The 24916-nt window shown below is 36.7% G+C and carries 25 protein-coding genes and 1 pseudogene; 15 read left to right on the top strand and 11 right to left on the bottom strand.

From position 1 onward, the window contains the following. Window positions 1-47 precede the first annotated feature (47 nt). The gene (locus NSQ84_RS09110) at window positions 48-740 is read right to left on the bottom strand and encodes a Crp/Fnr family transcriptional regulator (protein ID WP_130156977.1); all 693 of its coding nucleotides are present in this window, start codon (window positions 738-740) and stop codon (window positions 48-50) included. 338 nt (window positions 741-1078) lie between these two features. Here NSQ84_RS09110 and NSQ84_RS09105 point away from each other — a divergent pair, with 338 nt between their 5' ends. Beyond that, a complete protein-coding gene (locus tag NSQ84_RS09105) occupies window positions 1079-2191 on the top strand; it encodes a TIGR04053 family radical SAM/SPASM domain-containing protein (protein WP_327874018.1) in 1113 nt (370 codons plus the stop codon). 189 nt (window positions 2192-2380) lie between these two features. Then, window positions 2381-2503 (top strand): hypothetical protein, encoded by a 123-nt coding sequence (locus NSQ84_RS09100; RefSeq protein WP_268753464.1) that lies wholly within the window; start codon window positions 2381-2383, stop codon window positions 2501-2503. A 460-nt stretch (window positions 2504-2963) separates the two neighbouring features. Here NSQ84_RS09100 and NSQ84_RS09095 read toward each other — a convergent pair whose 3' ends face one another. The 4 genes from NSQ84_RS09095 to NSQ84_RS09080 are packed head-to-tail and all read right to left on the bottom strand — an operon-like array spanning window position 2964 to window position 5011. After that, complete coding sequence (locus tag NSQ84_RS09095; RefSeq protein ID WP_063387670.1) at window positions 2964-3266, bottom strand: metal-sulfur cluster assembly factor; 303 nt, start codon at window positions 3264-3266, stop codon at window positions 2964-2966. A gap of 45 nt (window positions 3267-3311) precedes the next feature. Next, window positions 3312-4559, bottom strand: coding sequence for a hypothetical protein (locus NSQ84_RS09090; RefSeq protein ID WP_327874017.1), 1248 nt, complete (start codon window positions 4557-4559; stop codon window positions 3312-3314). Further along, window positions 4546-4773 carry a DUF2249 domain-containing protein gene (locus tag NSQ84_RS09085; RefSeq protein WP_063387668.1) on the bottom strand — a complete coding sequence of 76 codons (228 nt, stop codon included), beginning with the start codon at window positions 4771-4773 and terminating at the stop codon, window positions 4546-4548. Before NSQ84_RS09085 ends, NSQ84_RS09090 begins: the two co-directional genes overlap by 14 nt. Before the next feature lie 4 nt (window positions 4774-4777). Continuing rightward, on the bottom strand, window positions 4778-5011 hold the full coding sequence (locus NSQ84_RS09080) for a DUF2249 domain-containing protein (protein WP_063387667.1): 234 nt from the start codon (window positions 5009-5011) through the stop codon (window positions 4778-4780). Window positions 5012-6110: 1099 nt separating this feature from the next. Here NSQ84_RS09080 and moaA point away from each other — a divergent pair. From moaA to fetB, 10 genes and pseudogenes are all read left to right on the top strand, one after another. Continuing rightward, a pseudogene (gene moaA, locus NSQ84_RS09075) lies at window positions 6111-7078 on the top strand (GTP 3',8-cyclase MoaA). Between the two features lie 10 nt (window positions 7079-7088). After that, on the top strand, window positions 7089-7589 hold the full coding sequence (locus NSQ84_RS09070; protein ID WP_094245859.1) for a MogA/MoaB family molybdenum cofactor biosynthesis protein: 501 nt from the start codon (window positions 7089-7091) through the stop codon (window positions 7587-7589). Between the two features lie 5 nt (window positions 7590-7594). Further along, window positions 7595-8203, top strand: coding sequence for a molybdenum cofactor guanylyltransferase (locus tag NSQ84_RS09065; protein ID WP_063387703.1), 609 nt, complete (start codon window positions 7595-7597; stop codon window positions 8201-8203). Window positions 8204-8248: 45 nt separating this feature from the next. Beyond that, a complete protein-coding gene (glp, locus tag NSQ84_RS09060) occupies window positions 8249-9514 on the top strand; it encodes a gephyrin-like molybdotransferase Glp (RefSeq protein ID WP_327874037.1) in 1266 nt (421 codons plus the stop codon). Continuing rightward, a complete protein-coding gene (gene mobB, locus NSQ84_RS09055; protein WP_186439295.1) occupies window positions 9511-10014 on the top strand; it encodes a molybdopterin-guanine dinucleotide biosynthesis protein B in 504 nt (167 codons plus the stop codon). The genes glp and mobB overlap by 4 nt, the downstream gene beginning before the upstream one ends. A 32-nt stretch (window positions 10015-10046) precedes the next feature. Next, window positions 10047-10502: a molybdenum cofactor biosynthesis protein MoaE gene (locus tag NSQ84_RS09050; RefSeq protein WP_130156967.1), complete on the top strand. Its 456-nt coding sequence runs from the start codon at window positions 10047-10049 to the stop codon at window positions 10500-10502. Further along, the gene (moaD, locus tag NSQ84_RS09045; protein ID WP_063387661.1) at window positions 10499-10732 is read left to right on the top strand and encodes a molybdopterin converting factor subunit 1; all 234 of its coding nucleotides are present in this window, start codon (window positions 10499-10501) and stop codon (window positions 10730-10732) included. Before NSQ84_RS09050 ends, moaD begins: the two co-directional genes overlap by 4 nt. Window positions 10733-10736: 4 nt before the next feature. Next, window positions 10737-11222, top strand: coding sequence for a cyclic pyranopterin monophosphate synthase MoaC (moaC, locus tag NSQ84_RS09040; RefSeq protein WP_327874036.1), 486 nt, complete (start codon window positions 10737-10739; stop codon window positions 11220-11222). Window positions 11223-12189: 967 nt separating this feature from the next. Next, window positions 12190-12819 (top strand): ABC transporter ATP-binding protein, encoded by a 630-nt coding sequence (locus NSQ84_RS09035; RefSeq protein ID WP_311067342.1) that lies wholly within the window; start codon window positions 12190-12192, stop codon window positions 12817-12819. After that, window positions 12816-13616 (top strand): iron export ABC transporter permease subunit FetB, encoded by an 801-nt coding sequence (gene fetB, locus NSQ84_RS09030; RefSeq protein ID WP_063387658.1) that lies wholly within the window; start codon window positions 12816-12818, stop codon window positions 13614-13616. Before NSQ84_RS09035 ends, fetB begins: the two co-directional genes overlap by 4 nt. Before the next feature lie 826 nt (window positions 13617-14442). Here the strand turns inward: fetB and NSQ84_RS09025 are convergent. Beyond that, window positions 14443-14892: a hypothetical protein gene (locus NSQ84_RS09025; RefSeq protein WP_130156965.1), complete on the bottom strand. Its 450-nt coding sequence runs from the start codon at window positions 14890-14892 to the stop codon at window positions 14443-14445. Window positions 14893-15470: 578 nt separating this feature from the next. Here NSQ84_RS09025 and NSQ84_RS09020 point away from each other — a divergent pair. Next, window positions 15471-15722 (top strand): GNAT family N-acetyltransferase, encoded by a 252-nt coding sequence (locus tag NSQ84_RS09020; protein ID WP_242513773.1) that lies wholly within the window; start codon window positions 15471-15473, stop codon window positions 15720-15722. Window positions 15723-16110: 388 nt separating this feature from the next. On the opposite strand, the gene NSQ84_RS09015 is transcribed toward NSQ84_RS09020, so the two are convergent. Then, window positions 16111-17406, bottom strand: coding sequence for a hypothetical protein (locus NSQ84_RS09015; RefSeq protein WP_130156963.1), 1296 nt, complete (start codon window positions 17404-17406; stop codon window positions 16111-16113). Between the two features lie 22 nt (window positions 17407-17428). Beyond that, window positions 17429-18979: a hypothetical protein gene (locus tag NSQ84_RS09010; protein ID WP_339212711.1), complete on the bottom strand. Its 1551-nt coding sequence runs from the start codon at window positions 18977-18979 to the stop codon at window positions 17429-17431. 882 nt (window positions 18980-19861) lie between these two features. Here NSQ84_RS09010 and NSQ84_RS09005 point away from each other — a divergent pair. After that, a complete protein-coding gene (locus NSQ84_RS09005) occupies window positions 19862-20050 on the top strand; it encodes a hypothetical protein (RefSeq protein WP_130157692.1) in 189 nt (62 codons plus the stop codon). 1388 nt (window positions 20051-21438) lie between these two features. Here the strand turns inward: NSQ84_RS09005 and NSQ84_RS09000 are convergent. Both NSQ84_RS09000 and NSQ84_RS08995 read right to left on the bottom strand, forming a co-directional pair. Beyond that, a complete protein-coding gene (locus tag NSQ84_RS09000; RefSeq protein WP_165381934.1) occupies window positions 21439-21597 on the bottom strand; it encodes a hypothetical protein in 159 nt (52 codons plus the stop codon). Next, window positions 21584-22744: a DUF4062 domain-containing protein gene (locus tag NSQ84_RS08995; RefSeq protein ID WP_130157694.1), complete on the bottom strand. Its 1161-nt coding sequence runs from the start codon at window positions 22742-22744 to the stop codon at window positions 21584-21586. The genes NSQ84_RS09000 and NSQ84_RS08995 overlap by 14 nt, the downstream gene beginning before the upstream one ends. Before the next feature lie 575 nt (window positions 22745-23319). Between NSQ84_RS08995 and NSQ84_RS08990 the strand changes: the two genes are divergently transcribed. Continuing rightward, entirely contained in the window at window positions 23320-23628 is a 309-nt protein-coding gene (locus NSQ84_RS08990) for a DUF3870 domain-containing protein (protein WP_063388312.1), read from the top strand. Window positions 23629-23681: 53 nt separating this feature from the next. On the opposite strand, the gene NSQ84_RS08985 is transcribed toward NSQ84_RS08990, so the two are convergent. Beyond that, entirely contained in the window at window positions 23682-24899 is a 1218-nt protein-coding gene (locus NSQ84_RS08985) for an acyl-CoA dehydrogenase family protein (protein WP_063388313.1), read from the bottom strand. Between the last annotated feature and the right edge of the window lie 17 nt (window positions 24900-24916).

The raw sequence follows: 24916 nt of genomic DNA, 5'->3' as shown, positions 1-24916 counted from the left end.
AATCGCTTCAAACATTCATCAAAAATAAGTTTTCTTTTTGGCGGCCGCTACATAAAGATTTCTTTCTCCAATTGTTCAGCATCAACCAAATAATATCCGTCGTCATCAACAAGAATAAGACCCTTCCGCTTCATCTGGTTAAGCGTTCTGCTAACGGTTTCACGGGAAGTTCCGATCATATTTGCCAATTCCCGATTCGTTAAATGGGTTGTCAAACGATAAAGTTTTCCTTGCGGCAGTGCATTCGTTTTTGTAAGCCGCAACAGCAACAATACGATTTGTTCATATGTATTATGAAGAATTTGCTCTTCTAACCGATTTTGCAAATCTATAATTTTTTCACTCATCACACGAAACAATTTGATGGACAATACCGGAAAGAGCATAAGCGTTTCCTCAAAATCTTTGATGGGAATGACAATTAATGTAGATTCTTCCATAACTTCTGCATGAGCAGGGTAAGATCCTTTGCAAAAAAATCCGGTATGTGGAAACATTTCTCCATTCTGCAAGATGGAAACGATTTGTTCTTTTCCATTTCTGTCCGTTTTATATATTTTAATAGTTCCTGAATGGATGAAATATACGTTTTCCAGCATGTCGCCTTGCATGAATACATACGATTTTGGTTGATAGGTACGTACTTGAGAGATAGCAACTATGGAAGTCAATTCTTCATCAGACAGTTCACGGAAAAGGGGAACGCTTCTTAATCTTTCAAACACCCAGCTATTTGTCATGGTATCACACCTTTTTTTCAACTTTGATTTTCGTTTCATATTATAGCGTTTCTTTACAAATGAGTCGTGTGATGTAAATCATAGTTACTAATAAAAATAAGGTGTCTAACATACTTAAGGTTTGGGGCAGACCACCTCATCCATTTGCGAATTACCGAAGCAATCGCGGGGAAGATCCGCAGCAGCTGAACATTTGTCAAAAGAATGACTTTTTCGTAAAAATCATTTCTTCCCTTTTACCGGAAAGTGTGATGGCTTTCACTTCGAAAATTTCACCTTTTTATATGATGAGAAGAAGCAGAGATATTTTTCATTTTAAAGAAAGGAGTTTGTATGTGATGATGGATTATGACCAAAACCCTTTTATTGTCATTTGGGAGTTGACGAGAGCATGTCAATTAAATTGTTTGCATTGCCGAGCCGAGGCGCAATATCATCGTGATCCCCATGAGTTGACTTTTCAGGAAGGAAAAAAATTAATTGATGATATTTTTGCGATGAACCAGCCGCTATTAGTATTTACCGGCGGTGATCCATTAATGCGGCCGGATTTATTCGCTCTTGCCGAATATGCTATTGAAAAGGGATTGCGTGTTTCAATCACGCCGAGTGCAACTCCAAATGTAACAAAAGAAGTGATGCATAGGGTAAAAGATATCGGGCTTTCCCGTTGGGCATTTAGTTTGGACGGCCCGAATGCGGAAATTCATGATCATTTTCGCGGCACAAAAGGTTCTTTCGATTTAACGATGCAAGGAATCAAATATTTGCATGAATTTAAGATTCCTGTTCAAATTAATACGGTTGTATCACGCTACAATGTTCATGTTCTTGAAGAAATGGCGGATTTTGTTGAAAAACTTGATTGCGTTCTTTGGAGCGTTTTTTTCCTCGTACCAACTGGAAGAGGAAAACAATCGGATATGATTTCTCCCGCCCAACATGAACAAGTTTTTCGTTGGTTATATGAAAAGAGCAAACGTGTACCATTTGATATTAAAACGACTGCCGGACAACATTACCGTCGTGTCGTCTTGCAAGCCAAAATGCGTGAACAGCAAATAGATGGAAAAGAAATCCATTATGAAGATATTTTGTTTAAAGGGGCTACAGGGGAAGTGGACGGACTCGGCCGTGCTCCGAAGGGAGTAAATGATGGCAACGGTTTTGTGTTTATTTCCCATATTGGCGATGTTTATCCGAGCGGATTGCTTCCAATCAAAGCGGGAAATGTAAGACAAACACCACTGGCCGATATTTACAGAACTTCACCAATATTTCAAAAATTGCGCAATCCAAATCTTTATAAAGGAAAATGCGGTGTTTGCGAATTTCGTTTTGTTTGCGGAGGCTCACGCTCAAGAGCGTATGCTGTGACAGGCGACTATTTGGAAAGTGAGCCTTATTGTGTATACATTCCTAAAGCGCTTCGCCAAAAACGGGAAGTTTAAACCGTTGGAAACGCAAGCGGTTTTTCAATTTGATTGAATGGGCAAAAATCGGAAAAACATTTTTGTTGAGGTGAAATTTTAACAATTATTTGGCAATCAATAATTATATGATAAAGTTCACAAACATTCCCCGCCTATTTTTATGGTACAGATGATGGCACCATTCATCTGTTTAGGAGGGGGATTTTGGTGAAACAAAAAGCATTACTGCCAGTCACCACTTTAGCCATGACATTTGCATTTGCCGTATGGCGAATTTTATCTCCGTTAGCAAGTACGTTCCAAGATATTTATAACCTGACAGCAACATAAAAAAGCATCTAAGTTGCCAACCCGTCTTGCAAGGTTCTGTCATGCGAATTCCACTCGGAATTTACTGACCGGTATGGCCGACGGTAAATGTATTCTTTGCTTTTATTATTTTTAATTGTCCCATAGTTGGCGTCAGTTTTGCCAATTCTTACGGAATGACGATATTTTGAGCTTTTTCATTGGAATGGACGAACGTCATTTGCAATTTCAGTTACATTTTTTTTGGTTGACACCTCTGGAAAAACAAGGAACAGCGATTATCCCCTGCAGGAAGACAGCATTTGTAAAAAGATTTTCCTGGAAGGGGATTTTTTTGGCTGGGAAACGATTAAACGAAAATTTTAAATGTGATGCCGTTTGTTTGGGAGCTGGAAGAAGAGCCAAAAACACCAAAATAATTGGGACTTCTTTCATAAAAAAAGCTGTCCCTTTCAGGAAAGGAACAGTCTTTGAAAAACGTTTAGGAAAGGAACCCTAGCTGCCTTAATGCTTTTTCGCTCATTCTATCAGGGGACCAAGGCGGATTCCAAGTGATTTGGACATTTACGTCTTGAATGCCTTCAATATCACGCAACGCGCGTTTCACACCGCCTGCTATTGAGTCGTGCAACGGACAGCCGGGTGTAGTCAATGTCATTAAAATGAATGCAGTTCCGTCTTTTACTTCAATCTTATAGATCAGTCCTAAATCAACAACATTAATTCCCAATTCAGGATCTAAAACGTTTTGCAGTTTTTCCAAGATCTTTGCTTTTATTTCCATTGTAACATCACCCTTTATATTTCAGTAAATCGTTCCCTCATTTTTTTATTTCAGCAATACGGAGCCAATCGTACAGGCAAATAATCCAGAAAACAGCACCACTCCTCCTTGAGCAAGATAAAATAGACCAGTACTTGAAGAGGCAAGAGCAGCGATCATGCCGATAAGACTCGCAACAAATAAACAGCATTCCATCACAATCCATTTTTCATTTATCATTTGTTTCAAAGTCGGCACCGCTTCTTTGCCGATTTTTTTGCTATACCGGTGTGTCCACCATAGAAAAGGAACAATTTTATATAAGTAGCCAATGATGCTTAATACAATCCAGCCGAACAGATAACAGTAGATGATGATGGAAAAGATGCGGGAATGGATTTCACTTTCAAAAGAAAAACCGGCCGCCGCTATATGCAGGATGACTCCAAAAACAATGGCCAAAAGAGCAAACAGAAAAGGTTTATCCAGCTTTTTCTTCATCCTTTTCTTTAAAATGGCAAACATATGGTATGCAAACAACCCATATCCGACAGCCATCAATTGAAGCCCTGCTGATAACAACCGGTCATTTGCCGTTATAAAACTGATGAAAGTTAACACAAGACCGCTTATATAAAAAATGTAGACATATCGGGCCGTGTTCATTGAAAAATGATGCGCCAATGAAAACATCGGAACCATTTTGTAAGAAAATCCGAAGATAAGAAGTGTAAACCAGCCGGAAAATCCCAGCAATATATGTGCTTTGAAAATCAAATCATGATCGATTAATTGTCTGCCGCTCCAAAAATGATAGGCAAGCGTCAATCCGAGCCCGATCGTTAAGAGCAAACAAATGAGGGCAGTACCAACAAATAAAGTGATGACCGTTCTTTTCTTCTGTTTTTTTAATGTCATGAACATCTGCCATAAAAACATTACAATCCCGCAAGTAAGAAGCAAGCCTGAAAATATAGCCATTTGAATATTAAAGGCCAGGCTGATGCTAAAAGATAGTATTCCTAATGACGTGACGACCATTTGGATAAAAGCAAATGATTCATTCCATATCGGGGTTAAAAACACGACTGGAACAAGCTGATACATGGCCCCCATGGCTGTCATTAAAGCAAAGCCAATCACTAATAAATGGACAGCTGACAATACGACAGGAAGGCGCATTTCTCCGGTTGAAAGCTGACGAGTTGACAGAAATAAAAGAATTTGAGAAAGGAAAAACGCCAGCAAGCCAAAAATAATAAACGAAAAAGGGATTCGAATATTCGTTTCATAAGTATGATTAGCCGTCATCATCGTCATCCTTCTTTTCAATCGTTATTTCATAGCTTCCATCACTGCGCTTTTGCGTTTGATAGGTATAACCGAGATCGTCAAGCTGTTCAAATAAAAACATCGGGCGGCGGTCATTAATAATTTTCAACGCTTCTCCTTTTTTTAATTTTGCTAATGCCGTTAAAGTCCGCATCATCGGTTGTGGGGGCTCTAAGCCGCGATTATCCAGTATCATTTTTTCATTCCTCCGTTTTAACAAAGGTAATTTTCCAATGTTTATCCTCTATTTTTTCCGCTTGATAAGAAAACCCTTTTTTCTTCATGATAGGAAAAAGCGGAACAGGTTTAAACGGAGCGTGTAAAATAAATACATCTCCTTGTGCAAGAGGCTGAATGGCCGCCATGATTTTTTGAAACGGCTCTAATTTCTTCTTTAAATCTTCGCGAACATCTAATTCAACAGTTTTTCCCATCCATATTCTCCTTTCCATCTTTTTTATCAATGTTCATCATAGTAAAAACAATTCCCGCAATTTGTGATTTGCTTCACTTCATCGGCATCACTTTTGAAAAGTTTATGAATAATTGATTCGTGATGCCGTATTGGCATATATCCTTCCAATTGAGGGAAGGGAAGATGTTACAACATCATTAGAAAATGTTTCAGTTTTCAATGAAAGATCGGTACCATTTCGCTAAGGATATTGTTTTGCTTGAAATAGAAAGGAGAGTGTGTGTTTTTAAAGCGGAAACAGCTGATGGCATGTAGGGAAATTTATTTCTTTGCTAATATGGTCAGCGGCCATTGTGCGAAAAATACGTCTAACCCGCAAAGCGCTATTGCAAAAAGATCATTCTAACATTGAAAGTATGTCATTGACATCAAAAAGATGGTTGCCTGAAAAGTGTGCTAGAAGAAAAAAGCGGGGCGTAAACCAAGTTAATGCCATTCTCGAAAACGATTGAGAAGTTGTTCATCTATTTAGGTAGCTGGTATTTTTTCATCTTATTGTAAAGTGTAACTTGTGAAATCCCTAATTCTCAGGAAGCTTTGGATTTGTTGCCGGCGGTTTTCTTTAATGATTTTTCTATCAGTTGTTTTTCGATAGTATCTTTTTTTCAATCAACTTTGAGTTTTTTCGAGTCTGGACGGATTCTCGACAGGTGACCCTAAATGGAAAAAGCTAAGAAGATCCTGTTGATGGATGAACGGTTTTCTAATATAATAACCATTCTTTCCATCAAGTCGCCAAGCATTGGTACATTGTCCATAATGAAAACTGCTGATTCTATTATGAAAGCCTCCGTTTGCCGAAATCGTAAAATATTTTTTGTGTATCTATTTTGCTTTCTCAATTCATTATATAGAGCCCCATCATGTTAGCCATAAAAAAATGATAAATTGGCAAAATGTATTCCAAATAGGTTTCTTTTTCAGAAAATTTTTTTTACAATTAATTTAACCTTTTATGATCATTCGAATTTATGTGACAGAGATCTCATTCTATTGTTTATCTTGTCTGTAACATATGAAGAATGAATGTATAAGGAGAGGAAGATGTTGCGAGATCAATTAACCGCCCTTTATTGAATTTGCGCATTTCGGTGACAGACCGATGTAATTTTCGTTGTGTATACTGTATGCTGAAATGGAAGGAAGACAGTATTCTTTTATAAAACGGGAATAACTAATGACGTTTCAAGAAATATATCGTTTGGCCAGCCTCTTTACGTTTAGGCATTCGAAAAATTCGTCTGACCGGAGGGACGAAAGGACATTGATGTACTAATATCGATGTTAAAAAATATTCAAGATCTTCAAGACGTTTCATTGACCATTAACGGATATTTTTAATATCATATGCCAAGCGTTTAAAAAAGCGGGCATGAACCGGATCAATGTCAGTTTAGATGCTTTAAATAACGAAATTTTTTCTAAAATGAACGGAGGTAATGCAAAGTCTGAGGAAATTGTTAGAGGAATTGAAGAAGCGGTTGCACAAGGTCTGGCCGTAAAGGTGAACATGGTTGTAAAAGGAATAAATGAGAGCGAAATTTTACCGATGGCTCGTTTTTTTGAAGAAAAAGGAATGACGATCCGCTTCATCGAATATATGGATGTCGAAACCTTAAACGGTTGGAAAATGGACGAAGTTTTGACGAGCAAAGAAGTTCATGATATGATTCACCAAGAAATACCTCTTAAACCAGTTCAGTCAACGTTTTTGGCGAGGTTCCTAAAAGGTATCGATACCGAGGTACGGATGTGGAAGGCGGTTTTATTTCTTCCTTATCAGGAGCTTTTTGTTATGATTGACGCGAATGCGCCTATCAGCTGACGGTAAAAAGTATACATGCTATTTGCCTCAAACGGCGTTGATTTATTAGTTAAAATGCGAAAGGGAGCAAGCGGTGAAGAAATATTGGATGAGATCACCCGTGTTTGGCAGGCTCGGGACGATCGTTATTCCGAAGAAAGAGGAAGGATCAATGCTCTTTCTGCAAACAGACGTGTGGAAATGTCTTATATTGGCGGGTGAGGTGTGATTGATGAGTGTATCTGAACATCGCAGCAAGGCAAATGACCCTGTTCGCTGCAAAGTGATCACCGTTTCTGATACGAGAACGAAGGATACGGATAAAAGCGGTGCATTAATCATCGAATTATTAACGAGAGAACAAATGGAAATAATAGATTACGAGATTGTGAAAGATGAACGGGAAGCCATTCAATCTGCTGTGAAAGAGGCTTCTGACGAAATTGATGTTTTTTTATTGAACGGCGGGACTGGTTTTACAAAACGGGATGTGACGGTTGAAGCGGTAAAAGAATTGCTTGACAAAGAAATGGTTGGTTTTGGGGAATTGTTTCGTTATTTAAGCTATAAAGAAATTGGAAGCGCATCCATGCTTAGTCGAGCGCTTGCCGGTTCAATTGGACAAAAAGTCATTTTTTGCATGCCGGGATCGACAAATGCGGTTCGTCTTGCCATGGAAAAGCTGATTTTGCCGGAACTTCGCCATCTTGTTTGGGAGATGAATCGTCAGTGAACAAGATGATCGGGATTGTGCTGGCAGGAGGACAGTCGAAACGGTTTGGGCAACCGAAAGCATTTGCGAAAAGAAATGGAAAGGAATTTATTTTATATAGTATCGAAGCGCTGCAATGTATCACAAAAGACGTGGTTGTTGTCATACATCCTGAAATAGATACGAAATGGCTGCAAAGGAACCAGCTGACATATATTCAAGATCTCGAATTGTATCAAGGAAAAGGACCTCTTGCCGGCATTTATTCCGTTATGTCCCAATTCAAATCCGAATGGTATATCGTTTTACCTTGTGATACTCCTTTTATCAATGCGCATTTGTTGAAAAAATTACAATTATACAGAAATGACGGTTGTGAAGCGATTGTTCCTAGTGTTCACGGAAATATTCAGCCATTGATCGCCATGTACCATCATCGAGTGAAGGAAAAAATACGATGGCACCTTGAACAAAATAAGTTAAGCATGAAGCATTTTCTTCCAAGTATTCATACTAGATATGTTGAGATCAATGATGACGATGCTTTCATCAATATTAATACAAAGGATGAATATGACCAGTATATTGTTCATAATAACCTTTTTCCTCAAGCCTCCTTTTCCAAAACAAAATAAATGTTCCTTGGTAGTATCGGGTGGGGGCAAGAAGGGTGGAAAGGAATGGGAGCGTTGCGAAAGCCAATTCAAGTAGAGGAAGCAATCGACCGGGTGTTGGAAAAAAGCTATGAAGGTGAAGTAGAGTATGTATCAATCGAAAACAGCTTTCATCGTGTGCTTGGTCAAGATATAACTGCTACAACGGATGTACCTGGATTTGATCGATCCCCTTATGACGGCTATGCTGTTTGGGCAGCATCGACCGAGGCCGCTTCAGCTTCCAATCCAGCAGTTTTGGAAGTCGTCGGGACTCAAGGAGCAGATTCTGTTTGGAAAGAATCTTTAAAACCTTTTCAAGCCGTTAAAATCATGACTGGCGCTGCCATTCCAGAAGGTGCAAATGCCGTCATCATGAAGGAATTAACACAGGAATTCAGAAAAGACGGAAAAACATATGTGCAAATAAAAAGAAAAGTTGAGGCAGGAGAAAACATCTCCCGCATCGGAGAAGATATGAAAAAGGGCAGTTTGCTTATCGAAAAAGGAACCGTGATCACTCCGGGAATATCCGCTGTTCTGGCAACGTTCGGGTATCATTACGTTCCGGTTATGAAGAGCCCAAAGGTTGTCGTCATAGCAACCGGGAGCGAATTGCTTGAAGTGTATAAACCGCTGGAAAAAGGAAAAATTCACAACAGCAATACTTATATGCTGCAGGCACAAATTTTCAGAGCTCACGGTGAACCGATTTTATACGGAATTGTGAAAGACACATTTCAAAATGTATTTCAAGCTGTTACAAAAGCAATGCAAATGGCCGACATTATCATCACAACAGGCGGAGTGTCAGTGGGCGATTTTGATTATATCCCAAAGGTGTACGAGCATCTTCAAGCCCAAGTTTTATTCAATAAAATCGGCATGCGTCCAGGGAGTGTTACCTCTGCAGCAGTTGTCGGCAACAAAATTTTGTTCGGCCTCTCAGGCAACCCTTCCGCTTGTTATGTCGGTTTTGAGCTGTTTGTCCGTCCGTATATAAGGGCGATGCTCGGACAAAAAAATTGTTATTTAAAACGAGCCCGGGCGATTTTAACGAAAGATTTTTTAAAGCCGAATCCGTTCACGCGCTTTGTGAGAGCAAAACTGTCCTATCATGATGGAAAGCTAGTAGCTGATCCGATTGGAAGGGACAAATCAAATATTGTTTCATCCTTAATTCATACTAATAGTTTAATTGTTTTGCCTGGCGGAAGCAGAGGATTTCAAGCAGGCAGTGAAGTTAACGTGCTGTTAATCGAAGATGAAGAAGGAGCCTCCAGTTGGCTATGATGATTTTACAAGTGGTAGGGCATCAAAACAGCGGAAAAACTACGCTAATTGAAAAATGCATCAAAGAGCTGACCAATCATGGGATAAAAGTCGGTACTTTTAAACATCACGGTCATGGTGGAAAACCGGATGTTCCAAAAAAAGATACGTATCGGCATTGGGAAGCTGGTGCTGTTGTTTCAGCGGTTCTAGGGGAAGAAACTTTGCTGTTGCAAGCTGAAATAAAAGCGAATGAACATTTTTCGAACATTATGGAACTTTACCGGCATTTTTCAATTGATGTATTGATTATCGAAGGATTGAAAAAAGCTCCATACCCGAAAATTGTCTGTATCCGTGATGAGAAAGATCTTCATCTGCTTGATTTATCAAATGTGATCGCATCGATTAGCTCGATCCCTTTGAAAGAAAAACATTCATTTTTTATTAAAGATGAAGATTTGTATATCAGCTGGATCGTGAACTATGTAAAGGAGAAGCTGTTGGAAATGAGACAATAATGCCATTTTATATTATATTTGGAGGGATAATTATGTTTCAAATTGTGAAAGAACCGATAGATGTTTCACGTGTCATCGAAGCTGTTGTGGATCGAAATGCCGGAGCTATCGTTACATTTATCGGAACTGTAAGGGAATTGACAAAAGGAAAAAAAACATTGTATTTAGAATATGAAGCATATGAATCGATGGCTCAAAAAAAACTGGAACAAATCGGAGCTGAAATTAAACAGCAGTTTCCGAATGCTAAGGTTGCCATTGTCCATCGTATCGGACGATTAGAAATTACGGATGCCGCGGTCGTCATCGCCGTATCTACTCCTCACCGCGCTGATGCTTATGAAGCAAACCGTTATGCAATCGAGCGGATTAAAGAAATGGTACCGATATGGAAGAAAGAGCATTGGGAGGATGGCTCATTGTGGATCGGCAATCAGCAAGAAACGATTTCTTATGAAAAAGGCATTCCAAAGGAGATGAAGTCATGATCCGAATTTTATTTTTCGCCCAACTAAAAGAGCAGCTGAATAAAAAGGAGATGACATTGCCATATCAAGAAATAACTGTTAAACAACTCCGCGAACGGTTGGAAAAAGAATATTCACTGCCCGCCCTATCCTCCGTCCTTTTTGCCATCAATGAAGAATTTGCTGCAGAAGATGACATCATTCGGGATGGGGATGTTGTCGCCCTTATTCCGCCGATGAGTGGAGGTTAAAAACATGAAGAAGCTGACTCACTTAAATGAGCAAGGAAGGGCAAAAATGGTAGATATTTCAGAGAAACAGGAAACAGTCCGTACTGCACATGCCATCTCAAGTATTCTTGTTTCAAAAGAAGTGTATGAAAAAATCACAAGCTCACAGGTCAAAAAAGGAGATGTTCTGTCAGTAGCGCAAGTAGCTGGAATTTTGGCCGCCAAACGCACGGCTGACATCATTCCAATGTGCCATCCGATTGCTTTAAAAGCGGTGGATATTCAATTTGAATGGAAATGCGACGAAAACAAATATGAATTAATGATCCATTCATTTGTGAAAACAAAAGGAAGCACAGGGGTTGAAATGGAAGCATTAACTGCTGCGAGCGTCTGCGCCTTAACCGTGTATGATATGTGCAAAGCAATCGATAAAGGAATGGTCATTGGCCAAACATATTTAATGGAGAAAACAGGCGGCAAAAGCGGTGACTTCCGCCGTGAACTATAACTTTTATAGGTAATTGATCATTATAGAAAAGAATTTTTAGCTGCAGAAAGAAACTAGTTACCATGAAACCAATCAACTTACTCTGTCTTTAAATAAAAGGACGCCAAGCTGAAAACTACAAGGAAAGAGACACTTTTGAAAAAAGCATGATCATATCAAATGTTTCGCAATCCGGGCTCTTGGAACTGGAAAAATTTCTAAGGAGCCCTGTACATATTTTTCATTCGGCATATAAGAGCTTCTTCATTATCGATGAAGGGCTGCTTAAGCGTTGTGGACAACGAGCTTGTCGGGGTGTTCTCGTACCGTCCTATAACCGCCTCGTTGCCGTCTGTTTTGATTTATGTCATTCTTTCTGAACGATTCAATCAGCTCTATTTCACAAGTTATTCTATTGTTTTAAGGAAAAAATTTTATCATATCGAGTTGAATGCTTTTGCATCCCGTTTTGCAAAAAAGGCCAGGGGCTTATGAAGTGTCTAGAGCCCCAAAATTGTTGGATTGCTGAGGCAGATGGATAAAACGAAAGGTTAAGGACAAATTTTTTTAAGCTCCTCTGATCATTTCTCCAAAGCAGGGAAGAAAACTGCTTCAAGACGCAAAATGTCGATCTTCATTAAGCCCTCATGATCAAAAGGCGTTTTCCTTTCAATAACATTGATTTTCCGCTTCGCAAAAAATTTTACAAAATGCTCCAAATACGTTAAAATTTCATTCAAAAAGCTTTTTTTATTTAAAACAAGAGGTATAAAATTCAAATTTTTTATCTTTTTTCCATTCCTTTGTTCCGACATTAAATGAAATAAAAAATTTTCAGTGGTTTGCTGCACGAAATAAAATAAATAAGAGTGCCAAGCTTTTTATAAAGAGAGAAGTGTTTAATAAGTATAATGGTTTGAATCATTTGCAACTTTATTCATATTCAAAACAGGGGATTTCGCTTTTTATGAAGAAAGGGCTGTTTTACATGTTTCACATCAAAAATTTACGATACAAAGATATTCTTTACATTGACGAGTTGAAAATTGAAGAAAAACAAGTAACGTGCATCATTGGCCAAAGCGGGGGAGGAAAGACAACACTTTTAAAAATGCTCAATCACATGCTGTCGCCAGATCAAGGAGAAATTGTTTATAAAGGCCGGTCATTGTTTGAATGGAATCCAATCGCTTTAAGACGGGAAGTTGTGATGCTTTCACAGCAGCCAGTAATGTTTGAAGGAAATATTCGAGAGAATTTGAATTTCGGCAGAATTTTATCTGAAAAAGAGCCTATTGACGATGAAAAGTTGAAAGAAGCACTAAAATTTGTGTGCTTGCAAAAAAAATTAGAGGATGACGTAGAACAATTGTCCGGCGGAGAAAAACAAAGACTTGCACTAGCCAGAATTTTTCTAATGGATCCAGAAGTTTTTTTATTAGACGAGCCAACCTCTGCGCTAGATAAAGGAACTGAAGAGAAAATCATGGATGCATTCATTCGTTATTCAAAGGAAAAAGAAAAAACGGTTATTATGGTAACACACTCAGATACAATACCAAAAACATATGCAGATAAAGTTATTACGATAAATAAACCAACAGGTGATAATCAATGAAGCAAGAAGTTATCAACATCGAATTTTGGAGGCTCTCGGCAGCATATTTATTTGTTCTTATTTTAATATTGCTTGTAAAAAAACGAGAAATTAAACGTGAAAAATTAATTGTCCTTTCAACTGCCAGGATGACGATTCAACTTGTGCTAGTCGGATACATATTGATGTATATTTTTAAAAATCCTTCACCTTGGATTGTTTTATTGGTGCTTTGTTTCATGGAATCGTTTGCCGTTTATAATATATTTAAACAGCTTCATAAGCCTTTATCGAAAAAATTGAAGCTGGTCATTGTGCTGTCAATGGTTATCGGCTCTCTCGTCAGCCTGTTGTATTTTAATCTAATCGTCATTCATTTTAAGCCTTGGTATGAACCTCAATACTTTATCCCGATTGCCGGAATGTTTATTGGAAATTCAATGATCGGTATAACGCTAGGCATGAAAGAAATGATCGAAAATTTTGCTACCCAAAAGAATCTGATTGAAGGGGCGCTCATGTTAGGTGCTAAACCCGATGCAGCAACAAAACCAATCGTAAACTCTGCATTTGATTCAGCTATTTTGCCGACTATCAATAACATGGTCGGTATGGGGATAGTGTTTTTGCCGGGAATGATGACAGGTCAAATCCTTGCAGGTACAAGCCCTTTAGTTGCAATCGAATATCAAATTGTGATTTTGATCGGTATTGCCGGAAGTGTAGGGATTTCATCTTTTTTATCACTGCAATTCGGCTACAAAACATTTTTTAATGATCGCTTCCAATTTATACCACAAAATGGAAAAGAGAAGTAAAAGAACGGCAAAGAGCGGCAATAATTCATTGATTTTGCCGCTCAAATCATGAGGATGAGGGTATGAGTGGAGTTTTTTAAAAACATAAATATATTATGTAAACTTAGAAGGAGATGAATGAACGGACTTCGGGATATAGAACAAACAAAAATGAAGCGTTAATAAAAATAAATAAATCATAATCCTAAATTAATCATGGAATGAATTTAAACACGCAGCAAATCATAACGAATTTTTAAGATCAATTTTTAAAGATCAATTAATTAAATTGCAATGTAAATTTACAATTTAAAAAGAAATTCATTAAATGCAATTAAAATACAATTTGTTTCATTTTTTTATTTCATCTCATCACAACAAGTAATCTCTTTAGTGAAACAAGATCCATTTATAACTTCCTATAATATATATTATGTAAACTAAAATTCGAAAAATATAAAGCAGCTATTGACTACTTAACTGCCCTTTCGTTAATTTTATAAAATTCTTCGTTAAATGATTTGTCATGTTTTAACCATGTATAATACGTTCCTAATGTAATTCAATCAGTTCCACATGCTCGATGAATGCAATAATTTTTTTTCGATATTCATCGATAAAAGCTTTTTTCTTTCTGCAACAGCATGTTTTGTCTTTAATTTCGCGTTTTGCAATGTTTCTGTATCCAAATTTTGATCCGGGAACACTTCAAAACCGCTCATATATAAACGAATATGATTTTCTTTTTTAGTTAAAGTTTACTTCAAATTCACATGCTTTTAAATGATTCTCCAATGCAGTTACAATAACTTTTCTATAAATCTCTATCACCAATGCAACAAGCATTTCAGAGGTTCTTAACAAAGATTCCTTTCTGCATCTGCTTAGATAATTTATCTAACTTCTCCAAGTTTTCGAATACAGACATGTCCCCTTCAATTGCTTTTCCAAACAACTCTTTTATGATATCCGTTTGGGCATTCTTTTCATAAAGTTCTGCTTGTTTTTCTATTTTAACCTTTATTCTCTCTATATCACGCAAAGACTGCTCTCTTATCCTTTGTATCTCTGTATTCTGCTGCTCTTTTAGTTTTTCTAGCTCCGCCTGTTGTTGTTCTCTTAGCTTCTGCAAATCAACACTGTGTTGTTCTTTCAATTTTTGCAACTCTGCCTGTTGTTGTTCTTTAACAGTTTGTAGTGCACTATTCGCCTGATACCGAGCTCCTAAATACGAAATAAAAGCAGGTACAATCCCAACAACAAGTGGAATTACAATCGATGTTAAAACATCTTTCACGAATTATCACCTACACTTACCTAAATTTTAATTCGAATAGTGTTGAAAATGTTTGAAACTGATAATATGTATACCATCACACACAAATCATGAATTGCTCTAACCTTAGATCCTTTTTTAGCATAAAAATTAACTTGAAAACATTCATTAGAGATTAAATTCGACAAAAACTGCTAAATTCCTCCACCTCCCTCCACCTCCAATGATAAGTTTTTCTTCCTTAGAGTGGTTTAAATGAAAAATGTGATTCTAAACATTGCTATGTATCGCAAATGTTAAGGCCTTGACATCTTGAGCATTCGCCTCATAAGATAAAAAAGCAAAGGCAACTTTAATGAGCATCAACGACATCTGTTTCTGAACTGCCCACAAATTTTTTTCTAGGAGAGGCATGCCCTTCTCCTTATTTTTACATAATCCCTTCGAAAGAAGTTGGAACATGGGTATTCGTTATGAAGTGATTTCCGAAGACGAGATTATTTGTATTAAAGATTTATGCAATGAATTAATGGCCTATCAAAAATCTAAAGCAAGTGATCCATCCGGAGTGGTTTGACGGTATGTGTTTTGAAACGTGAATGATTCCATCGATCGAAAAAGCTAAAGCGAACTACATCATTGTAGCGAAAGATGATGATGAAATTGTTGGATATGCATATAGCAATATTTCTCCAAAAACAATCTATTCCAATAATTTCTCGACTTTGCCGAGTGACGCATTTTTTGATTTTGATTCTGTTCCAACCGATGACGCTGGCTGCCTTTCGCAGTTTTATAAAAAAGAAGGATATCGCAACCATGGAATTGGCAGCGTTTTATTCGAAAAATAGATGGAGTGGTTAAGTTCATTTGAATCAATCAAGGACATATTTATTTTTGTATCAAACGGAAATGACGATGCGTTAAAATTTTATCTCCGAAAAGGTTTAAAATCAGTCATCAAATACTGGATGGGTTTATTACGGTATTAAGGAATACGCGCTAAACATGCTTTCTTTTTCATGATGTTCGTAGAGAGGGGGGAATTTTTTCTCTCTACTATATTCTCGTATAACAGTGTCTTGCCGCTCATGAATGAAGGTGCAGCTAAACGGTTAACTCCGTTCTTTCTCCCACTTAGCTGCGAACGGAAATACTCCCTTGACGCATGTCTACAATCTTGCTTGTGCGCGATAGACAGTCCGATCATTCATCAATAGAAACAGCAGTAATTGAAATTTATAAAACCTTTTCTCTTAGTTTTATAAATGCAGCATTTGCAAAATCTAACTCAGATTGATAATTATTAGGATGAACACCTGTTTTCGGTATAGTTTTCATGATTTCCTTATATCCGTCTAGTACATAAATCCGACCGTTTTGGATATCAGATAATGTTTTCTCAAGCTCTTTCTTTTTATAAGCAATATACTGTATATCTTCATCTTTCATTGCCGTTAGTTTTTGAAGCAATATTTCATTGGTATGGCTTTTCTCCAATCCTTCTTTAAGCTTACGAAGCTTATCATGTCTGATTTCGATTTTTTCATCCACTTTTTTCAATATCGGTTCTAACAGATAGAAGGCCGAGTCTTTTAGTTCTTTTTCTTCCTTGCTTGCCAGAGCTTTTTTAATAAAATCTGATGCATAGCGGCTTTGAGATCCAAAAAGTATGGCACCTATGCCTGCTGATAGAATTCCATACTGTGGGCCAAATAGTGCAACACCAAGGGCTGTTCCTGTCATTTTTCCTAAACTTGCAAATGCAATTTTTGCGGTAGAATCAACTAAAATATTTATAACAGCTTGCTCAATTGTAAGGTCATTTCTCCATACTCTCTTTACATTTGAAGCAGTATAAATAATAAACGTAATATAAGGAATCTCAAAATCAGTTAAATCGGCTGCGTGAGAAAGCGTCTGCTTTGTTGTATTGATGACTTCTTCATGTGAAACAGAAGTAACATATACTTGAGGATTCCCCTCGAAATATTTCCCAAGTTCCTCATTAACGTAAACAGGAATATCAGGATATCTCTCTAAGTGTTCTCGTACTCCTTGTGGATTAATTAAATTTTTTACTTGAAATGGTTTCCCATCCACAAGAAGATCATAACCAGCTTGATTAGAAGTAGCAGGAAATTCGACATCATGGCCCCGTGCTTGAAGTTCGCTTCCTATCATTCGCTCTGCTACATACCCTTGTAGTTGTGCCATTTCTCCAGTTAGTGAAGTAGTATCAACTGTTTTGGCAAATTCACTTAAAGAAAAAAGATGGGATAAGTCTTCTTCCCTAGCAAAATCAATCCCTTCTACTGCCAAGGGATCCAGCATGATAAAATCATAGAAAAACTCACCGACACTAATGGTCGAAATAGCTACTGTCTGTTGAATTTGTTTTTTTCCTCCAAATAATAGATTACGTACACGCTGTTCTTGGGATGACACTGTTGGAGCAACCGAACATGATAATGCCTTTTCATAGTTTTTTTGTCTCCATAAATTCCAAAATTGCTCGTTTTTTATGCCCTTCATCATCGTTCATCTCTTCTTTCTGCTAGTTTAATACAATATGCTCTAATCCATATGTTTCAATTTCCTTATTTTTTATTTCGTTTCGAATCGTACGTTCCTTTATTCGCAAATTGGATAGTTCTTTATTCTTTTCAGACAACTGAATTTGTAAGGTAGAAATTTGCTGAAGTAATTCTTGTATTTCCAATTGCAAGGAATTGACTTGTCCAAATTGTTCGTTTGCATACTCCAACTTTCCCTGTAAAATAATCTCCACCATTTGCTCAAAGGTTTGATCCATTCTTCTTTTTAAACTAACAATCTCTAATTGATAGTTACTTGTTTTTAATGCTGTTTTTATGGATCTCCAAAAGCCGGTTGATGAACGTTTTTCAATTTTAATTTGTTCTTCTAAGCCGACGATTTGATTCTGCATTGAATGAAGTTGATTAGTTAATCCTTCTATATAAGGTCGTCCCTTATCATTTTTTAGCTTTTCTTTTAATTTTTCTTTTATTGCAGAAATTTTGTTCTCTTTTTCTTTTTTATCTGCTTCTCTTGCTTGCAATTTTGTATTCAATGCAGAAATCTCTCTATTTAGTTTCCTTTGTTCCTCTTGATTAAGCTTTAATTTATGATATAACTGTTTATAGTTATCAAATTTTGGAATCCATTCATTCGAGATAACAGATAAGTCATGATAAGATATTTCAGGATTTGTTAAATATGGCAAGGAGATCTGCATTAAAACGATTGGAACTAACCGTTTTCGTAATGATTTATTTTGGTGATTAACTAGCAACACTCCCCCGCCTAAAATCAAGGGCAGAATAAATAATGGGTTTGCTAGAAATGCGATTGTTGAAGTAAGTGTGGTATATGCACCAAAAGGCAATGTAATTCCAAAGAAACCCATAAATGCTGCCAACATCGATGTCGCTGTTGTATAAAAAGCAAAACCGCTTACCTCAACAATTGTTGCAAAAAGAATACTTGCACCACTTTGGGCCATTATATTCTTGACTACTTTATTGGATATTTCCTGAACACCTAATTTTTCTTTAATTTTTTCTTGTTGATCTGAAGGAAGTGAGTTCACAAACTCCAATACTTTTTCAGCCAATTGATCCTGTTCGTACTCAGATAAACCTGTTAACTTTAGGTCCAATTCTTTAAACACTTGGTTCATTTGCCAATGTATCATTGCTTCTAACTTGTCTATATCTTTTTCTTTATAGTATTGTTGAAATTCTTTATTCTTTTTCTGAAACTCATTAAAAGCCCAATCCACAATCTCTTGACACTTATCCTCTATTTCTTTTTTTAAATCGTATCTCCCACCTTTTAACTGTGCGATTTTTGTTAATTCTAGAAATAATGACAAACGAATTTCTTCATCTGTTTTAGATAGCAACTTTTTCGCTTCTTCTTCGAGATGTTTTGAAAAATGATTTGATTCATCAGATGATAGTAAGTCCTTAGTCTTAGTGGAAATAAGATTGAAAATATTTGTTTTACAAAGTAAAGCATAAACTAATCGCAAATCATGCCCTGAAAGTTTTGCTAATGCTTGACTTAATATCTGTCCACTCATATTTACCTCCAAGACGATTATTGATAAGCAAGTTTAACCCAAAAAATCAACATAAACTAAAACTAGAAACTCTCAAATAACTCTGTGTTTGGAGTTCCGTTTAATCTAAAGACGACATCTCTACAGTCGATTTTCAGCAAATTTATCTTTAACAGATAGTATTATTCTAAGCGTTTAAGGATTGTATTTCTTTTTCCTTCTGTTCATACTCTAGCTGTAACGTATGCAATTCTTTTCTAATTTGTTCGGTTTCTTCTATAGAAGAGCTATTTTCTAAAAGGGTTTTATAATACTGTTCTTTTTGTTCTAGTAAATCGATCTCTTGCCATAACTGCCGTAATTGTTATCTTTTTCTTGATAAGCTTGTTGTACTTCATCGTCACAAATTATGTATTACTCTAACTTTACCAATGTTTATCTACTTTAATCGGTTTTCGATTTAAATATGGTGTCATACTCAACATTGGTACTATCGCTTATTAATTGTTAGCGGCTTATTTCGATAGCTATTTCCCAAAAAATTTCAGAATGTTTATCCATTTCCAAATTAAAGCCTACACCTATTTAATTAATAAGCTTTTTACTTATTATACCATTTTAAAAAGAAATAGACATAAAAAAACAAGAAAGACGATACGGTTCTGAAGTATCGTCGTTCGTTAGCTTATTGACCTTTTTAAGTTTTTATGAGCTAAACTATTCTAACTGTGAGCTAAATATGAAAAACCGATACCCGTTTGCAGCGATTGGAATAATAATCTGTACTTGAGTAAATTTACTAACATAAATTTACAAATAAACATAAAAAGAGACATGAACCGATTCTTGGTTAGAATAGATTTGCTACCAAACTACCCAAACAAGGAGGTTCATGTCTCTCGTATGGATAAATTAGCACATCATCAAGACATTTACAATACGTTATCTTCTCTTGGATTGTTTTTTTATTACTTGAAGTCAGTAATGAACCATCTCGTTCATGTCATTGATAGAATGATGACAAAAGGGTTCTCTGGTATACCGGACCGATCTTCACGAGTTGAGTCATCATCCGAGGCCCGAACAACATAAACAATTTTTTGCACAAAGGCGTTTGGGACGAAATACGACTCCTTCAAGCCATACAACAATACGTTCGTAAACAGATTCATCGAGTAGCGAAACAAACGAATGAGCCGGTTTTACTGATGATTGATGATACGATTTGCCAAAAGACAAAGCCCTCGTTACAGGCTAAGTCTCCTATTGAAGGGTGTGATCATCATTTTTCACACACCAAAGGCAAATTCGTATGGGGGCATCAGGAATTAGTAAAATCGCTCTCGCACGCCAAATGATCCAATCGCTCCAAGGAGGGTATCTTTGTTTGCTTTTTGGAGATGGTAATAAATGTAATAAAATTTACTCATCTACAGTAATAATAAAAAAATTAAACCCTTCAGAAGAAATAAATAAAAGAACGGAGGCTCACTAATAGTAACAATGGTATTATATTCAAAAAAATGCCTCCCCTTTTTAATCAATTGATTTTATTTCCTTCACTGTCTCTGCATTCTCTTACATGCATGAAAAGTTTGGAACAGAATTTTACTTATATTAAATATCTACATATAGATACTTAATGACATTTGATAAATGCTTACCACTGTTCATTTCTTGAGCCGGCCATCATTTGATTACTTTCAAGCCTTCCTCTTCATCAGTTTGTTCGGGATTGTTACCTGCATGATTATCACAAATGCTCTTGGTCTATGAATCATACAAAAATTCTTTATTTAAATTTAACAGTTAAAGTGACTTACACTATGTGATACATAAAGCAACATTTTACAAATAAATACCATTTCTATATCTATACAATAATCTATATGTTCTGGTAAAATATACCAGAAAAAACTGGAACATTTGGTATTTACTTTAATATGAGTTGTAGTCATATTTAACTATGTAGCTCTTTACTTGATCGGAATGCTCAACCTTATTACTCAAAGAAAGGAACAGAAAAGTGATTTCGCCAAGTACTGATCATTAAAGACGCTCATATATTAATAGTCAAATAAATCGTTCAAAGAGGTGACATCGTGTGGAACTTCCCGGGTGAGGAATAAAGTCGGATGAAACACTAAGAGAAGCTTGTATGCAAGAAGCTTCTTTTTAAAGATAATCAAACAATTGGGGAGTTTCTTCTCTTCTACTCTCATTGCTGATTTGAATCATACGATCATAATCTGCAAACATTTTGTATAAAGCATTCCGACTGTTCTTTGCCTAATCTTAACCTTACTTATGTCGGTTTTTCAGTCTGAACCTATATAAATAAAGAAGAAGATCAAATGACCTTCTTCTTGAATACTTTGGTGATAGATGGGCTTCTACTGCTATCTTGAACATATTGAAATGTAGAACGTGCAAATTTGAAACATTCGAAGAAATGGATATTACTCCTTCATCATGAGCGTTTATTTTGAATGACGAAATGAACTTTTTATTTGGGAAAGTTTATTTTGTAAGTTTGCGTGATCACGTTTCATTTGACTAAGACGATTCGTTACAACTTTTTTTCCATATCCATGTGGTGCGGAGGCGATTAATATTACATTTTCTTTATAATTGTTCATTTGAGAGACCTCCTAACAGCATTTTGATAAAGTAACAATAAGAATATCCTTTTGATTCAAGTATAGCATTAAATATATTCTCTTGGTAAGCCTTCAGTTTATAATAATCCCACTCTCCTAGCAGGGGCAGATGAAAGCAAAATACATAAGTCTTTACCTTAAACAAGAAATAGCATATTCTTTTTTCCAGTGAATAGTATAGCTTTTCATTATGATTATGATCATTATATGTTTGCACAACGTAAGAAGAAGCATCATCTAATGAAAAGTTCTCAGGAGTTGTTAATCCATCATATTCTTTGCAAATCATCTGTTCATCTCTTTTTTCGTAAAGAGTTACGGCTTTACAGTCCATTAATGCTCCTATAGCTTCTTGTTGGTACTTTGTATTTGTAGAGTAAATATTGCAGCCGACCATCTTAGATCGTAAAAGCGCTAATAGCCTTCTCCAATTTGTAATTTGCCCATTCCGCAATAAACTTATGAATTCAAGTGATAGTTCATAAAAATCCCCGTATAATTCTACATGTTCTAAGCTCCGTTCTATTTCAGAACGAATATTTAAGTATTGAAGGCTTTCTTTGAAAAGAGCTGAAAGATAGCTTTTTATGTTTGAAAGAATTTCGACACCTAATGAGCATTTTTCGAAATATATCCCTTTTTGTTCTGCATCATAAAGAAAGTACCATACATAATTTTCGGCAATATGAGGCTCCTCTTTAATATTTTCGCTTATAAAATTCAACATTGAATCCGGTTCTTTACCGTGTTCCCTTAAATACTGTACTAACGATTGTTTTATTTGAGGTCTGATCGTCCGAAAATAGGTATCAAGAACTATATCGTGAACATACACGATAAGACGTTTATTTTCGTGATATGCACGTAAAAATTCAAGGTGAGTAACAGTTTTCCCTTCATCCTCTAAGAATGTTCCTGCTTTATCCGCGATAAATAGTAGAAAGATATCACTTCTTGATACGTACTCCAAACAAGTTCGGATGGCATCTTGATGAATATATCGCATACTATCTTCAAAGCGAATAGGTTCATGCCCCATATTTTTTAATTCTTCAAATACAGCGTTTCGGATAGAGGAAAGCGTATCTTGTGCAACAGAACTTATAAAAATAGTAGTTCTATCCATATTACAACACCACCTTACTTTTTAAACAACCTCCCGTTAGAATCTATTTGATTAATCGAACATTGTTGTCTTAACCCTTTTTCTTATTCGCAGGGCAGGATGGTTGAGATTCTTAACAAAGATTCCTTTCTGTATTTAGCTTACGACAAAAGCTGCTAAATTCCTCCGCTTCAATGATAAGTTTTTCTTCACAAGAGCGATTAAAAATCACTTCAAATGAGAGAAAGAGCTCCGTAATCTGAACGCTTACCTCTAAATATCGCTTCATTCGAGCATTAAAGATGTAAATTTTAGGGTACCTTGGTACTTTAAACAAACGACTACCTGTTTTAATCCATAGATATCGAACGCACTTGTTCCAACGGGGAGAAAATACATTCAAATCATATACGAATGTATATGACCAAGTATGGCGTACCACATAAAATAAGTTTGCTATTAATTCTGCCTTTCACATATTTTCATTTTCATAACTTTTTCGTTAGGGATGTATTGGAAATTTCATCTATCAATAGTCTTATCATTTGATTATTTTCATATTATTCTAAAAATAAAACGATTAGGAGAGATTATGGATGAATACTTATTTTATTGCCGGTCACGCCAAACTTCCGACAGGGATGGCGGCCAGAAGTGTTTATGAAACTTTAACGATTACAGCAGAGGTTGATAAATTATATGGTGTGATTGTGGATGCTTCCTGTACGCTTGCTACCGAACACGGCAGAGAATATATTTCCAGGCTCTTGAAAGGTCATAGTTTGCGCAACGGCATTGAAAAGCCGTTGGAAGAGTTAAAGAATGGTTATTTAGGAAAGGCCAATAATGCCCTAATTGCCGCATTAAAAGATCTGTATAAACAGTATGAAGCTATCAATCAATAAGCAATAGGAGGATCGGATGCAAAATGGAATCCGATCCTGCTATCGATTGGTACCTAACTATCCGTTACTGTCTCTTTATCACATTCAAAGGGCCAGGCTGGCAGCATGTTATTTAATGGCTTATCTTCACGATACCCAAGCACATATTCTGCCTGCATAATGGTGTGGATTTCTCTTGTTCCTTCGTAAATAACAGGAGCTTTGGAGTTTCTTAGGAAGCGCTCAACAGGATATTCATTGGAATAACCGTAGGCTCCGTGAATTTGAACCGCATCATCTGCGGCCTTATTGGCAAAATTACAGGCCTGCCATTTGGCTAGAGATGTTTCTCTCGTATTGCGCAATCCTTTGTTTTTGAGCTCTCCAGCACGGTACACCAATAAACGGCTCATTTGCAATCCCGCTTCCATGTTGGCAATCATTTGCTGGACAAGCTGGTGTTTACCAATTTCTTTGCCAAATGTTTTACGCTCGTGACAATATTTTACACTTTCTTCCAAGCATGCCATAATCAGGCCTACTGCCCCTGCAGCAACGGTAAAACGTCCATTATCCAGCGCAGACATCGCAATTTTGAATCCTTCTCCTTCTTGGCCAAGTAAATTTTCTTTTGGTACACGGACCTGATCAAAGAACAATTCTCCTGTATTTCCGGATCGGATTCCGAGCTTTCCTTTAATGGACTTGGATGAAAATCCAGGCATAGTGCGTTCGACGATAAAGGCGGAAATTCCATGATGCTTTTTCGATTTATCTGTATACGCAAACACGATAAAATGATCGGCGACATCGCATAAAGATATCCATGTTTTGGAGCCGTTTAAAATGTAGTGGTCACCGTCTTTAACAGCCGTTGTTCCAAGTGATGCCACGTCAGATCCAGCTCCCGGTTCTGTTAAGCCAAAGGCGCCGATTTTTTCACCTTTTGCTTGCGGAACGAGATATTTTTGCTTTTGTTCTTCGGTCCCCCACTGTAACAACGTCATACTGTTTAATCCGGTATGAACGGATACCGCCGTGCGGAAAGCTGTGTCACCTCTTTCCAGTTCTTCACAAACGATGGCCAGCGAATTATAATCCATTCCGCTGCCGCCGTATTTTTCAGGGATGCAGACACCCAGCAAGCCTAATTCTTTTAAGCGCTTCCAAATGATCGGATCGAAATATCCCCGTTCATCCCACTCTCGCATATTCGGGATAATTTCCTTATCAACAAAATTTCTGACCATCTTTCTCAACATCCGTTGTTCTTCTGTGAATTCAAAATTCATCTTAAAAACTCCTCCCG

The organism is Aeribacillus sp. FSL K6-3256, assembly GCF_037965805.1.
GTDB lineage: Bacteria > Bacillota > Bacilli > Bacillales > Aeribacillaceae > Aeribacillus > Aeribacillus composti.
The sequence above is the reverse complement of the archived record's forward strand: the minus strand, read 5'-3'. Positions and strand labels throughout refer to the sequence as shown.

What these genes read in the sequence shown, in the direction of transcription:
- NSQ84_RS09095 (WP_063387670.1), bottom strand. Translation starts at nt 3,266, where the DNA reads ATGGAAATAAAAGCAAAGATCTTGGAAAAACTGCAAAACGTTTTAGAT.
- NSQ84_RS09105 (WP_327874018.1), top strand. Translation starts at nt 1,079, where the DNA reads ATGATGGATTATGACCAAAACCCTTTTATTGTCATTTGGGAGTTGACG.
- NSQ84_RS09070 (WP_094245859.1), top strand. Translation starts at nt 7,089, where the DNA reads ATGAGTGTATCTGAACATCGCAGCAAGGCAAATGACCCTGTTCGCTGC.
- NSQ84_RS09020 (WP_242513773.1), top strand. Translation starts at nt 15,471, where the DNA reads ATGATTCCATCGATCGAAAAAGCTAAAGCGAACTACATCATTGTAGCG.
- glp (WP_327874037.1), top strand. Translation starts at nt 8,249, where the DNA reads ATGGGAGCGTTGCGAAAGCCAATTCAAGTAGAGGAAGCAATCGACCGG.
- NSQ84_RS09000 (WP_165381934.1), bottom strand. Translation starts at nt 21,597, where the DNA reads ATGAACAATTATAAAGAAAATGTAATATTAATCGCCTCCGCACCACAT.
- NSQ84_RS09005 (WP_130157692.1), top strand. Translation starts at nt 19,862, where the DNA reads ATGGATAAATTAGCACATCATCAAGACATTTACAATACGTTATCTTCT.
- NSQ84_RS09110 (WP_130156977.1), bottom strand. Translation starts at nt 740, where the DNA reads ATGACAAATAGCTGGGTGTTTGAAAGATTAAGAAGCGTTCCCCTTTTC.
- NSQ84_RS09080 (WP_063387667.1), bottom strand. Translation starts at nt 5,011, where the DNA reads ATGGGAAAAACTGTTGAATTAGATGTTCGCGAAGATTTAAAGAAGAAA.
- NSQ84_RS08990 (WP_063388312.1), top strand. Translation starts at nt 23,320, where the DNA reads ATGAATACTTATTTTATTGCCGGTCACGCCAAACTTCCGACAGGGATG.
- NSQ84_RS09085 (WP_063387668.1), bottom strand. Translation starts at nt 4,773, where the DNA reads ATGATACTGGATAATCGCGGCTTAGAGCCCCCACAACCGATGATGCGG.
- moaC (WP_327874036.1), top strand. Translation starts at nt 10,737, where the DNA reads ATGAAGAAGCTGACTCACTTAAATGAGCAAGGAAGGGCAAAAATGGTA.
- NSQ84_RS09015 (WP_130156963.1), bottom strand. Translation starts at nt 17,406, where the DNA reads ATGAAGGGCATAAAAAACGAGCAATTTTGGAATTTATGGAGACAAAAA.
- mobB (WP_186439295.1), top strand. Translation starts at nt 9,511, where the DNA reads ATGATGATTTTACAAGTGGTAGGGCATCAAAACAGCGGAAAAACTACG.
- NSQ84_RS08995 (WP_130157694.1), bottom strand. Translation starts at nt 22,744, where the DNA reads ATGGATAGAACTACTATTTTTATAAGTTCTGTTGCACAAGATACGCTT.
- NSQ84_RS09065 (WP_063387703.1), top strand. Translation starts at nt 7,595, where the DNA reads ATGATCGGGATTGTGCTGGCAGGAGGACAGTCGAAACGGTTTGGGCAA.
- fetB (WP_063387658.1), top strand. Translation starts at nt 12,816, where the DNA reads ATGAAGCAAGAAGTTATCAACATCGAATTTTGGAGGCTCTCGGCAGCA.
- moaD (WP_063387661.1), top strand. Translation starts at nt 10,499, where the DNA reads ATGATCCGAATTTTATTTTTCGCCCAACTAAAAGAGCAGCTGAATAAA.
- NSQ84_RS09035 (WP_311067342.1), top strand. Translation starts at nt 12,190, where the DNA reads ATGTTTCACATCAAAAATTTACGATACAAAGATATTCTTTACATTGAC.
- NSQ84_RS08985 (WP_063388313.1), bottom strand. Translation starts at nt 24,899, where the DNA reads ATGAATTTTGAATTCACAGAAGAACAACGGATGTTGAGAAAGATGGTC.
- NSQ84_RS09010 (WP_339212711.1), bottom strand. Translation starts at nt 18,979, where the DNA reads ATGAGTGGACAGATATTAAGTCAAGCATTAGCAAAACTTTCAGGGCAT.
- NSQ84_RS09090 (WP_327874017.1), bottom strand. Translation starts at nt 4,559, where the DNA reads ATGATGACGGCTAATCATACTTATGAAACGAATATTCGAATCCCTTTT.
- NSQ84_RS09050 (WP_130156967.1), top strand. Translation starts at nt 10,047, where the DNA reads ATGTTTCAAATTGTGAAAGAACCGATAGATGTTTCACGTGTCATCGAA.